Below are 13,148 nucleotides of genomic sequence, written 5' to 3'. Positions count from 1 at the left end.
CATCGTCCTTAATACTTAATCAATAAAACAAAAAGACACCAGATTTTAACCCAGTGTCTTTTTGATTGGCATTACTTCTTATCTTTAACACCAATTGTCATAATTGTTTTGCAGTTTGATTGGTTTTTAAGCCCAACAGCTTTGCTTAGGTCTAATTGCTTTAACATAATTCCTTATATAAATGAAAAAGATAAACACCATAACCTAAAATACCTCATCAGCCTATGGTTCTTTGATTCTAAGTTAAAAAAACAAGATGTTAAGAATTTTTTATAAATTAGCATAATTTTTTTATTAAACCATTGTTTTTAATATATTTTTTTCAATATTCAACCCAAAAAAAGCGGTATCGGCAAGATTTAGGGTGTTCTTGTAGTCAATGGACTCAGTCATGGCGTATCTCGCTTTTGGCTAAATTTAGTAAACTGCCTATTATAAGACAAAATTAAGAAAGTTACAAATTATTTGGTGGGGGCGGATGGAATATTATCAAATACAAAATATAAATATAATTCCTTATCATCTCAAAAAGCAGCATAAATGTGATATTTACAATCGGCTTCATTTTTAAGAGGCTGAAAAAGTTTTGATACTTTTTATCATGCTAAGTATAGTACAATATTAACATTATTTTTGAGTGATTTGGAGTGCGTATGAGCTGGTTTCCAAAATGGCAACCTTATACAGGTGATATTAACACACAGCCTGTGGCAACGAATGAATATCTGCCAGTTGGGCAGAGTATTATGTTGGGATTGCAGCATGTCTTGGCGATGTTTGGGGCAACGGTGCTTGCACCTTTACTGATGGGATTTGATGCCAATCTTGCGATTATGATGAGCGGGATTTGTACCATTTTATTTTTTGTGATGACAGGCGGGCGTGTTCCGAGTTATTTGGGTTCAAGTTTTGCTTTTATTGGTGTGGTGGCAACAGCAACAGCACATGCCACAGGCAGCGGCGCTAATTCAAATCTATCAGTGGCGTTAGGTGGTATCATCGCTTGTGGTTTTTTGTATGCTGTCATTGGTTTTATTGTGATGGCAACAGGCACACAATGGATTGAAAAACTCATGCCACCCGTTGTGACAGGTGCGGTGGTGATGATTATCGGCTTAAACTTAGCCCCAATTACCGTCAGCGGTGTGCAAGGCAAGCCGTTTGATTTATGGATGGCATTGATGACTGTGTTATGTATGGGTATGATTGCGGTTTTTGCACATGGATTTTTACAGCGTTTGTTACTACTGATAGGTTTGGTGATGGCATATGCAATTTATGTGATAGCGACCAATATTTTGGGTTTAGGTGAGCCGATTAATTTTGCTTTAATTACTGATGCCGATTGGTTTGGATTGCCAAATTTTAGCAGCCCAACTTTTGATACCAATGCCTTGCCAATCATTGCACCAGTTGCATTTATTTTGGTGGCTGAAAATCTTGGTCATATCAAAGCGGTGGGTGCGATGACGGGAGAAAATTTAACACCGTATCTTGGCAGAGCATTTGTGGCCGATGGCGTAGCAACAGCATTATCAGCAAGTGTGGGCGGCACAGGTATGACCACTTATGGCGAAAATATTGGTGTGATGGCGGTAACTCGTGTCTATTCAACACTCATTTTTGTACTGGCAGGCATATTTGCCATGATTTTGGGATTTTCTCCCAAATTTGGTGCAATGATTCAGACCATTCCTAGCCCTGTTTTGACAGGGGCGTCCATTGTGGTATTTGGTTTGATTGCCATTGCTGGTGCTAAGATTTGGATTGATAATAAAGTTAATTTTGCCAATAACAAAAATCTTATGGTTGCTGCCATTACCATCATTTTGGGTACGGGTGATTTTGGTTTGATGGTTGGAAATTTTAATCTTGGCGGTATTGGTACAGCGACTTTTGCGGCAATCATTCTACATTGGTTTTTAAGTCTTCGAGAGTTCAATTCTTCGAGAGTTAAATAATGGCAAATCATTGGTTTAAAAAAGTTTACACAAAGTAAAATTTTCGTGATTTATGAGAAAATTTGTTATATAATCCTGACATTTGCCAAGTAAGGCAAATTCAAAGCATGGTTATAAAACAACGGATGGCGTTTATGCCATCTTTTTTTGGATTGAAAAATTATGTACGATAATCCGATATCTTGTTTGGCTAAGTCTGGATTTGTTGATGGGCTGCATTGTGTCGTAACGACTGTGAGTACGCCGCTTTGGGATATACTGATTTGGATGCTGATTGGTATTGGGCTATTTTTTACGCTATTTTCAGGTGTGGCACAATTTCGTTTATTTGGCCGTAGTATCAAATCCATGCTTGGTAGTCGCAATCAGCATGATGATGCAGGTATTTCAGGCTTTCAGGCATTTGTGACAGGGTTGGCAAGCCGTGTGGGCGTGGGCAATGTTGCAGGTGTCGCAATTGCAATTGGTATTGGCGGTGCTGGTGCGGTATTTTGGATGTGGCTGATTGCCTTGATTGGTATGTGTTCAGCATTAGCAGAGTCAAGCTTGGCACAGTTATTTAAGGTGCGTGATGCCACAACAGGTCAGTTCAGAGGTGGACCTGCGTATTATATTGAACAAGGTCTTGGTCAAAAATGGCTTGGGTGTTTGTTTGCCTTGGCATTGATTGTGTGTTTTGGTTTAGTTTATCAATCCATTCAATCTAATACCATCACACTTGCCATACAATCAGCATTAGGCTGTGTGGTAGAAGATGACATTTGCCAAAATCAATGGCAAAGTTATAAGCACATGATTGGGGCGTTGTTGGTGATTTTGACCGCACCGATTATTTTTGGTGGCATTCGCCGTGTGGCAAAGATTGCCGAAATGGTTGTACCGATCATGGCATTGATTTATATTTTGGTGGCTCTGGCTATTATCTTGATGAACATAACCGCCATACCATCAATCATTGCACTGATTTTTGAAAAAGCATTTGTTTTTGAAGCAGCAGGTGGCGGACTCTTTGGCTCTATGGTATCTGTTGCGATGATGCAGGGCATTAAACGAGGTTTATACTCAAACGAAGCAGGTCAAGGCTCTGCACCCAATGCAGCTGCTGCTGCCAGTGTCAAACATCCGTTAGACCAAGGCATGATTCAGATGTTTGGGGTATTTGTGGATACTTTAATTGTTTGTTCATGTACCGCATTTATCATTTTATTGGCACAAATGCCTGACAATGCAGCCAATTTATCTGGTATTCAGTTGACACAAGCGGCACTTGAAAGTCATGTGGGTAGCTGGGGCCAGTATTTTTTAGCCATTATTTTATTTATTTTTGCATTCTCAACCATCATTGGTAATTATGCTTATGCTGAGTCTAATATGCAATTTTTGAAAAATAATACAAAAGTTTTGACACTGTTTCGCCTGCTGGTATTGGGATTTGTGTACTTTGGTGCGGTCGTAAAAGTTGATGTTGTTTGGGATATGGGTGATTTGACCATGGGGACAATGGCATTTATTAACTTGATTGCCATTTTATTATTATCAAGATATGTTTTTGTGCTGATTCATGATTATCAATCACAACTCAAATTAGGTGTAGCTTATCCTATTTTTAAGCTTGACAACCATCCCAAACTTAAACAAAAAGTCAAATCTGATATTTGGTAGCCCAGTTGGTTAATTAAAAATCCAGTTCTTGAGACTGGATTTTTTTTGTGTATTATTAGAAAGTCTGCCTTTATAACACGAGTTATACTGGATGATTTATAAAAATGGATTGTTTTTGTATCAAAATTTCACCATCATTATATTTTAAGGGTGCATACTCTATATGGGTAGATAATGATGTAATACTAAGCGTAACTTTAGCATCCATAATGGTGAAATACCTGCCATGCCTTGAGTCATTTTTCCTTGATATAAAATAACAAACGATGGCGTCACTTGTCCTTGCCAGTTGGCGAATATTTGTCCATCGGTATCATTAATAGTCGTAAAATGATATTGATGTCTTTGTAAATATTGACCAAGTTGTGCGTTATCTCCTGATTTGACAGCGATACTGACGACAGAATAACCATCTTGGTGTAGTTGATTGACTTTAGGTGAGGTGATGGTGCACACATGACACCAGCTTCCCCAAAAATATACCAAGACAGGTGATTCTTGGCTGATGGCAGCAATATCAATGGGAGTGCCTTGATAATCTTTTAATTGTAAATTGGGTTTAACGGGCATGATAGGCTGACGCAACCAGTTAATCAACAGATAAATGATGAGAAATAATACCAGATATTTAAATATCGCTAATGATGATTTTAATATCATGGGCAAGGTCGGTAAACGCATATTCATCATAATATTTTATCGTGATAAGCCTGACTTATTTTAAAGCATTGATTAACGATTGTGCTAACTGATCAACAAGCGACCAAAACAAAATTTGGCATGATAACGAGTTATCTGTAGCACCATCAGCCATATCTGTAACAATCATCGGCTGATATTAAAATCCTGTCCGAAATAATACCCCAGTTGTCATAAATGCCAGCCCCAATACGGTTACCAAGATAATATGTCCAGCAAATATATGGCGTAACTTAGCATTACCCAAGTCTTTTTTTAATCTTGGAATGACGATAAGCTGAGCGGATAAAGCCGTCAGTATGGTGAATATTAGCCATGTGATTTTCATGCTAATCAGTACTGAAATTTGGTTATGATAATCAGTGAGCATGCCAAAGCTGGGCAAATATTTATGTGCCATATAAAAGCCCGTCAAGACCTGCACAATCAAAGCAGTCATGCCCAATTTTTCAAAACTATTTTCAAAGTTTAAGATGGGTTGGCTGTCCTGATGACGCACAGCCTTGGGTAATATGCACAGACACAGATATAAATGACCACCAACCCAAATACAGGCACCCAAAATATGCCAAAATAATAACCAAAAGTTCATAAATCGCCTTGATAAAATTTAATTAAATCATTGCTTATGAGTACAAATACTGATGCTGTGCGTCTTATGAGTATAAATTCTATGATGATAAAGTGCGGTATTAACACGAGATACCAGTCATATTTTTTACAAACCATCTTTTTTATGAATTATTTTTAAATGATGGTATTGTGATTTAGCGTTCTAAATATTGAAGTTTACCCTCAACACCATCCCATTTTTCATAGTCAGGTAGGGCGTCTTTTTTCTCGGTGATGTTTGGCCAAACAGCGGATAACTCTTCATTAATTTTTAAAAATTCTTCTTGACCGCTTGGAACTTCATCTTCAGAGAAAATGGCATTGGCAGGGCATTCAGGTTCACACAAAGCACAATCAATACATTCATCAGGATTGATGACCAAAAAATTAGGACCTTCATAAAAGCAATCAACAGGACAAACTTCAACACAGTCGGTATATTTACAGCGGATACAGTTATCAGTTACAACAAAAGTCATGTTCTTACCTTAGCGATTGGCTGGGGCGGTAAATTGCTGCCCGTAGGAATAAAAAATTAAAGAATGACAAAAAAGCACAAAATGGACAGCTGTCCAAATCAAGACTATTTTAGCCTGTTTATGAGATTTTCTCAAATAAAAGTCTGATATTTATTATGCTAAAAGTGAAAAAAGATTTCCAAAATAAGCAAAAGCTCTAAGCGATTGCAAATAAATATCGCTTAGAGCTTTGATGATACGAATCATAATCATTTAGATAAACTAAAATGAATATCTTGGATATATCAATTAAGCATTAAAATCCTGTGAGCTTGTCTCTTGGCGTTGAGATTGCTTGGCAATGTTATAGCATTCTTCAATGTGATCAAAAGCAATTTTTTTAAAAATCATATAGCCTAATGATGCTGCCACCATTGAGCCACCTAATGGGATAAATTTACTGATTTGCTTACCAATAAAGCGTCCGCCAAAACCTTGAATGGTCTTATTAACGACGCCACGAGCAGCAATCAAGCCACCAACAGAGACAATGCGATCTTTGATATTTTGCTTGCGTGCTTCTTCGGTTGAGGTATCTAAATTGGCTTTATCTTTTAGACCAAAGCGTTCGGTAATTTCAGGTAACAGCTTAGTTAGCATTGCCACATCAACGGCAACATCTAAAAATGGCAAGGGAATGACGGCAGCACCTGCTGAGACTTTGGCTCGAGATTTGGCTAAAGATTGGCACTCAGAACGGATTTTTTCTAAATCTAAGGTGGGGTCAATTTGAGTGGCGACAGGCTGACTAACAGGCGTTGACATGGTTATTTTCCTTGAGTAATTTAATGCGAATGCGGTATATGCTGTCTGGCTATTTTATATATGTGTCATCTTAATCGTTACATTTTACGATAATTATAAAAAGTTACAAGTAATTTTTTTTGTGTGCTTTGTATTGCTTATGTCAATGGTACGGCAGGGTATCATGTATAATGACAGTAGAATATATAATGACAGCTCAGCCATGCTTAAGCTGACTTGGGCGAAAACCAGTGATGAGTAGTGTGATACCATAAATGATTGCCCCAAAACCGCATATGCCCAGCAAGATGGCAATTTTGAGCCAGTGATTAGCATCAATTGGATATAAGGGCAAAATGACAGATAAGCTAATCACCATGGCAATATTGGCAATCACAAATTGTCGTATCATCTTTTTCCAGTGAGTACCAAAACGATAGATACCACGGCGATGTAAAACGGCATAGAGTAGACCTGCGTTAACAAAACTTGCTGCTGTGGTTGCCAAGGCCAATCCACCATGTAAAGGCAGTTTCATTAAATAAAATAGCCCAATAAATACGACGCTAAAAATCATATTAGCAAATACTGAAATGATGCCAATTTTAACAGGCGTTTTGGTGTCTTGATTTGCAAAAAATGCAGGTGCAAAAATTTTAATGAGCATAAATCCTAAGATCCCTCCTGATAAAGACTTTAGAGCAATACCACTCATCAAGGCATCTTGGTGGGTAAATTGACCACGCACAAATAAAGCATCCATCAAAATATCTGATAAAACAAATATCGCAAGACTGGCTGGTATACCGATGACAAGAATTAAGCGGGCAGCCCAGTCTAGCGTTTGGCGAAAATTTTCATCATCTGACTTGGCACGACTTGATGATAGGCTTGGTAAAATCACCGTACCAATCGCCACACCAATGAGTCCTAATGGCAATTCACTTAAGCGTTCGGCAGCATACATCCATGATACTGAACCTGCAATCATTAATGAGGCAAATACGGTGCTTAATAATAAGTTAATCTGGGTGACGGATACCCCAAAAATGGCAGGCAGCATGAGCTTTAAAATACGCCTAACGCCTTCATCTTTAAAGCTAATACTGGGTGGAATAAGCAGTTTTTGTTGCCAAAGCTGTGGCAACTGTATGAGCAGCTGCAAAATGCCTGAAATGGCGACAGCATAACCCAATGCCATGATTGGCTTATCAAGCATTGGTGCTAATATTAATGTACCGCCAATCATACAAAGATTTAGTAATACAGGAGCAAAGGCGGGTGCTGCAAATCTTCCATAACTTTGTAGAATGCTACCAAAAAATGCCGTCATGGAGACGAATAATAAATAAGGGAAAGTCAAGCGTAACAGCTTGGCGGTAGTGTCAAACTTTTGGGGGTCATCGGCAAAACCTGGTGCGAATAAATACACCACTTGAGGTGCCAAAAAGATAACCGCCACCGTCAATACAAGTAGCACCAAGGATAATACGCCAGAGACACGAGCAATCAGCAGTTGCACCTCAGTTAAAGTGCGTGCTTCTTTGTACTCAGTTAATACAGGAACAAAGGCTTGGGAAAATGCCCCTTCGGCAAACAGGCGGCGTAAAAAATTGGGGATTTTAAAGGCAACTAAAAACGCATCCATCAACCCACCAGCACCAAAAACACTCATCAAAACCATGTCTCTGATTAAACCTAAAATACGAGAAAGCATGGTCATGGAACTGACAATGACGGTGGAGCGAAAGAGCCGAGATTTTGCCATCTTAATATAAACTTATCAAAAATGTGTTATTTTACTTGGTTTTTCACTAATTTGCTTAGTTTTCTTGGATACTTTATCAATAAAAGTGATAAAAATTTTGTAAGCTAAGATGTCAAGCGATCATGACTTGATTGATTTAATGAACTCAAAGGGTCTTGGCTGACTTGACAAGCTGCTTAAATCATCATTTGAGCGACCAAAGTACGCAGCTTTTGCCAGTCAAAATACTTACCTGGATCAGTTTTTCGGTGGGGGGCAATGTCGCTATGCCCCATTAAATGGCGGCGTGTGGCAGGATAGGCATCATAAATAGCAACAATGATTTGACCAAGAGCTTGATACTGGACAGCTTCAAAGGGTATATCATCAGCCCCTTCAAGTTCAATACCAATGGTGAAGTCGTTGCAGTTTTGACGACCCAAATAGGCAGATTGTCCCGCATGCCACGCACGATCATTAAAATTGACAAATTGCGTCACGCTGCCATTGCGTTCGATGAATAAATGTGCAGATACTTTGAGTGTATGAATGCCCTGAAAGTATACATGATCATCGGGGTTGAGCTGATTTTGAAAAAAAGCCTTGACATGATGTACGCCATCGGCATTGACTTGCCCAAACTGTGAAGGAGGTAGGCTGATATTGTGAATAACAATGCCTGTTATGAGACCTGTTTTGTCAGCAGGACGAGCATTAAAATTTTCAGATTGGATGAATGTCGCACCCTGTAAAATTCCATGTTGTATCACAAAAGCTGAACACATAAGATAGACCGATTTGACTGATGATAAAATTATTTTAGCACAATTTATCATATCAAAAACAGTTCAAAAACAGTCAATTGCTGGGATTAAGCTGTGCTACAATAAGCCGTATTATTGAGATTTTGGAAGATAGCATGAAGCATACCACCAAATTTAGTGCCATATCTTTGGGCATCTTTATACTGCCATTTGTGATGAGTTTGCCATCTTATGCTGCCAATGTCATCACTGATACCACTCAAATCAAGCCAAACGCTGTTAGCAGACAAGATGGCTTCGTTGATACAAAAGTCGATCAGATGATGAATCCTTATGGACTAAGTGATAAAACCTTACAAAGCATCAGCCAATCGGCAGCGTGGCGGCGACTGTTATTATTTCAAGATACGCCTGTTGAGCATGATAACAGCAGTATTGATAACCCTAAATTTTTTTTGGCACAAAATGGGTATCACGATGCCTATGCTGAACTTATCGCCACATTATCCGCCATGCAAAGAGGTGATGGTGACGCCGTATGCCGCTTTGTTGCACGGACGCATTTTTTAACCCAAGCGTTGGCAACTCAAGATATTGATAGCGGTGTTGATGATAGGCAGTGCAGCGATTTTCATGCCTTTGCCGATACACTCAATGCCAAGCGTTTGTCGCTGATTTTTGCCGAAGAACATCCCAATAATATTGCTTCTGCTTTTGCGCATGTGCTGATGCGTGTCGATGATGGGCAAGATGAAGATAAAGCCGCCACTGCGATTAATTACACCGTACAGCCCAACAAAGCTGATGGCGTCATTGTCTCAACAGTCAAATCCGCCTCTGGAGGCTATCCGGCCGTGATGGAAATTATGCCTTATCAAAAAAAGGCAGATGACTATTTGGTCAAAGACGAACGAGATTTGTGGCAATTTAGTCTGAATTTAACACCCAAAGAAGTGACGCAGATTGTCCGTCATATTTGGGAGGTTAAAGAGATGAAGCGTCCGTATTTTTTTACACATGATAATTGTGCGACCGAAATTGTCAGATTAATTGATGTGGTTCGTCCCGAAGGGAATATACAAGCTGATATCGGTAATATTGCCATTCCCTCACGCATTGCAGCGATTTTAAGTCAGGTAGGCATGGTGACAGACCAAAAATTTATCCCATCAAACTCAACCATTAGGCAAGCTAAGCTTAATAATGGCGAGAATTTTGATATTGCCCATCTTGCCCCAAATCGCAATAGCCCTGTACATGCAATGCCTGTGCATCGGTTTGGTTTTGGTATAGGTCTGGATACTCGGCTTAGTGATCGTGCAGTTTATGGCATTCAATTAAATGGTGCCTATCAAGATTTACTGGATAATCCTCAAGGTGTTAGGTCTTTGTTGGATTTACAAGTGATGTCAGCCAGACTGATTACTGATGGCAGTATGCTTAGGCTTGAAGACTTAACGATTTTTTCAACTCGTAGCCTAAATCCTGCCAATACTGCCAAAAATAATGCAACCGTTAAAAAAGGTGTGGGCTTGGCAATGGCATTTCATACAGGTTTGACACGAACGATTGATGCATCCAATAAAGCCAATCATCATCATTTGGTGTTGGATATGGATATAAAGGCAGGCAAATCATGGAATTTTGGGCAGGTTCGCCAAAATAGCGGCGAGCTTGCGAATACGACTTGTTATACATTGGTAGGTGGCGGTACACAGATAGGGCGGGTTAATCAAGGCTATCGTTTGAGAGCTGGTACTGATATTGGCTGCATTCATTATGCTAACGAGAATTTGCGTGGTTTAATGCAGTTATCATTGCCTTATTATTACCATTTTGATAATGCACCAAGTGACCGCTCGGGTTATTTTCAGCCTGCCTTGAGTATTGGCATACAAGCAGATATCGCACCTTATCATGCCGTGCGTCTGACTGCCCAGCGTGAAAAACTAAACAGCGATTATGTAACTCAAGCGATGTTATCAGTACAAAGGTATTTTTAAGATGGCAAATTATTTAATGATTGGTCAAGGTAATATCGGCAAGCCTTTGGCAATCAGATTGGCAAAAGCTCATACTGTCAAAACCGTGGCTAGACGCTTGCATGAATATGGCACTTTGGCTAAATATATTCATTTTTTACAAAAAGACGCCAAGACTTTGACCTTGGATGATGTCAAAGATACCACGCACCTTGCCATCATTATCACGCCATCAAATATAGGGCGAGCGTCGACTTTGGATTATCAAAAAAGCTATTTGGCAGTGTGTCAGCATATTGTAGGTTTGGCAAATCAATCATGTGAGTGGCAGCAAAAGCTAAAGCAAGTGTTATTTGTGTCATCAACATCGGTTTATGGTCAAAACCAAGGCGAGTGGATTGATGAGACCGCGCCTGCACTACCCATAACTGATACCGCTCAGATATTAAAAGACGCCGAAGACTTGCTTTGGCAAACCTTTGGCAAGCGTGCCATTATTGTGCGTGCTGGCGGGATTTATCATAAAAATAGCATAAGACTCATTGAGCAGGCACGCCAAGCCCATTTGGTTGGTATTCCACGCCATCATTATACCAACCGCATCATGGATAGCGATTTGGTGAATTGTTTGTATCAAATTTTGGTGAGTGATTGCCCCAAGTCGTTGTACCTTGCGACAGATAATACACCTGTGACAAGTTTTGAGGTGCTTGAGTATATCGCAAAAAGTCTGAATTACCCATCTGTCACACCTATCTTTGATCCGCCAAGTGGCAAACGGATTATTGCAAACATTAATACCAATTGGCTAAGCTATCCTAATTATCAGATAGGATACGATGCTGTGATTGCACATTTGATCAGATCTTAGTCGACTATCTATACCATCTTGGTATCTAAAACGCCATTTATTTCCCATAAAAAAAGCGGATTAATATCCGCTTTTTATTTGGATTTACCAATAACCCAACACTTTCCACCATAGACCACCAATCAGGGTGAACACGATGATATTAACGACGCTCATCACAAAGCCAGCTTTCCACCATTCTGGCAAAGTGGTATAACCTGATCCAAAAATCACAGGAGAGGTGCCTGTGGCATAGTGCGTCAAAGTCATCATGATGCTTGATGCCGCCGCCATCAGCAAGGCAAAAAGCATTGGTGGCACACCCAAGGCAACACCTGCCGATAAAAACGCACCAAACATTGCGGTAATGTGCGCTGTCGTACTGGCAAACATATAGTGTGCATACATATATGCGATCAGTAATAAAAGACCTGCTGATAAGCCGCTCAAACCCAAACTTGCGATGTGTGTTTCAAGGCTGGATGAAAACCATGTAATCAATCCAAGCTTATTTAAAAATGTCGCCATCATAATCAAAGCTGCAAACCAAACGATCGTATCCCAAGCACCTTTTTCGGCAGTCACATCCTCCCAGGTCAGCACACCTGATAAGAGTAGTAAGCTTAAACCAATAAAGGCGGTAGCGGTAGCATTAATGGGGAAATTAAATAATAAATTTGGCACGCCTGCCCAACACAGTAACAAAACGGCAAAAATCGCCAACATGATGATTTCATCTCGGCTCATCGTACCCATGTCAGACAGTTTTGCTTTGGCAAATGTTACCGCATTGGGTGTATTTTTAATTTTGGGTGGAGAGACAAAGTACAGCACCAACGGCATCAAGGCAAATGCCACCAAACCTGGAATTAACATTGCCCACGCCCATTGACTCCAGCTTAAGCGAAACTCACTGCCCAAAGTTTCGGCGATGAGATTCACCACCAATGGGTTTGGTGCTGTTGCGGTGATGAACATTGCTGAGCTGATGGGGTTACTATGATAATTAACCAAAGCAAGGTATTTACCGATCGTATCTTGAGTGTTTTTACTTGGTGATGAGTCAAAACTGTCAGCAATTGCCCGCATAATCGGATGCATGATTGCACCACCACGAGCGGTATTACTGGGCGTAACAGGCGCTAAAATCAGCTCACTAAAAGCCAAGCTGTAGCCAATACCCAAGGTTTTTTTACCAAAGATGGCAATGAATATATAACCAATACGCGCACCCAAACCCGTCTTCAGCAAACCACGAGAAATCATGATAGACACCCCAATCAGCCAAATCAGCGGATTGGCAAAGCTTGATAACGCATCTTTCATGGCATCATTAGCACTGCCACCATCGGCGACTGTAATACCTGTAACAGCGACCAAAGTGATTGCCAAGATTGATAAGGCACCAATGGGCATTGCTTTACCAATAATTGCAGCAATCACGCCAACAAATAACGCAAGCAAATTCCAAGCTTGGTCAGTCACACCCTCAGGTGTTGGAATTAAAAGAATCGTCACCGAAAGGGCAATGGCGATGACTAATGGCATGGGTTTAAAGCCGATTTTCACAGACATTTTTATACCTATTTATTTGTAGAAGTGAATATAA

The 13,148-nt window shown here is 39.9% G+C and carries 11 protein-coding genes; 4 read left to right on the top strand and 7 right to left on the bottom strand.

Annotation, left to right across the window (positions count from 1 at the left end):
• Nucleotides 1-653 precede the first annotated feature (653 nt).
• On the top strand, nt 654-1,961 hold the full coding sequence (locus HMPREF2573_RS05165) for a solute carrier family 23 protein (protein ID WP_070472794.1): 1,308 nt from the start codon (nt 654-656) through the stop codon (nt 1,959-1,961).
• Nucleotides 1,962-2,123: 162 nt separating this feature from the next.
• A complete protein-coding gene (locus HMPREF2573_RS05160; protein WP_070472791.1) occupies nt 2,124-3,623 on the top strand; it encodes an alanine/glycine:cation symporter family protein in 1,500 nt (499 codons plus the stop codon).
• Between the two features lie 159 nt (nt 3,624-3,782).
• Here HMPREF2573_RS05160 and HMPREF2573_RS05155 read toward each other — a convergent pair whose 3' ends face one another.
• From HMPREF2573_RS05155 to ampD, 6 genes are all read right to left on the bottom strand, one after another.
• Nucleotides 3,783-4,310 carry a protein disulfide oxidoreductase gene (locus HMPREF2573_RS05155; RefSeq protein WP_003667753.1) on the bottom strand — a complete coding sequence of 176 codons (528 nt, stop codon included), beginning with the start codon at nt 4,308-4,310 and terminating at the stop codon, nt 3,783-3,785.
• Between the two features lie 151 nt (nt 4,311-4,461).
• Nucleotides 4,462-4,914, bottom strand: coding sequence for a CopD family protein (locus HMPREF2573_RS05150; RefSeq protein WP_003659180.1), 453 nt, complete (start codon nt 4,912-4,914; stop codon nt 4,462-4,464).
• Between the two features lie 175 nt (nt 4,915-5,089).
• Nucleotides 5,090-5,413 (bottom strand): ferredoxin FdxA, encoded by a 324-nt coding sequence (gene fdxA, locus HMPREF2573_RS05145; protein WP_003659181.1) that lies wholly within the window; start codon nt 5,411-5,413, stop codon nt 5,090-5,092.
• A 288-nt stretch (nt 5,414-5,701) separates the two neighbouring features.
• A complete protein-coding gene (locus HMPREF2573_RS05140) occupies nt 5,702-6,217 on the bottom strand; it encodes a hypothetical protein (protein ID WP_003660737.1) in 516 nt (171 codons plus the stop codon).
• A gap of 196 nt (nt 6,218-6,413) precedes the next feature.
• Nucleotides 6,414-7,964, bottom strand: a complete 1,551-nt coding sequence (murJ, locus tag HMPREF2573_RS05135) for a murein biosynthesis integral membrane protein MurJ (RefSeq protein WP_003659184.1) — start codon at nt 7,962-7,964, stop codon at nt 6,414-6,416.
• Between the two features lie 176 nt (nt 7,965-8,140).
• The gene (gene ampD / locus HMPREF2573_RS05130; protein WP_003672940.1) at nt 8,141-8,728 is read right to left on the bottom strand and encodes a 1,6-anhydro-N-acetylmuramyl-L-alanine amidase AmpD; all 588 of its coding nucleotides are present in this window, start codon (nt 8,726-8,728) and stop codon (nt 8,141-8,143) included.
• Nucleotides 8,729-8,862: 134 nt separating this feature from the next.
• Here ampD and HMPREF2573_RS05125 point away from each other — a divergent pair, with 134 nt between their 5' ends.
• Both HMPREF2573_RS05125 and HMPREF2573_RS05120 read left to right on the top strand, forming a co-directional pair.
• Nucleotides 8,863-10,710 carry an Lnb N-terminal periplasmic domain-containing protein gene (locus HMPREF2573_RS05125; protein WP_070472788.1) on the top strand — a complete coding sequence of 616 codons (1,848 nt, stop codon included), beginning with the start codon at nt 8,863-8,865 and terminating at the stop codon, nt 10,708-10,710.
• Nucleotide 10,711: 1 nt separating this feature from the next.
• Nucleotides 10,712-11,560: a Rossmann-fold NAD(P)-binding domain-containing protein gene (locus HMPREF2573_RS05120; protein WP_003666111.1), complete on the top strand. Its 849-nt coding sequence runs from the start codon at nt 10,712-10,714 to the stop codon at nt 11,558-11,560.
• 84 nt (nt 11,561-11,644) lie between these two features.
• Here the strand turns inward: HMPREF2573_RS05120 and HMPREF2573_RS05115 are convergent, their stop codons facing one another.
• Nucleotides 11,645-13,102, bottom strand: coding sequence for a DASS family sodium-coupled anion symporter (locus HMPREF2573_RS05115; protein WP_196759429.1), 1,458 nt, complete (start codon nt 13,100-13,102; stop codon nt 11,645-11,647).
• Nucleotides 13,103-13,148: the final 46 nt, after the last annotated feature.

This window comes from Moraxella sp. HMSC061H09 (assembly GCF_001809255.1).
Lineage (GTDB): Bacteria > Pseudomonadota > Gammaproteobacteria > Pseudomonadales > Moraxellaceae > Moraxella > Moraxella catarrhalis.
Note: the sequence above shows the minus strand (reverse complement) of the source record. Positions and strands in the feature narration are given on the sequence as shown.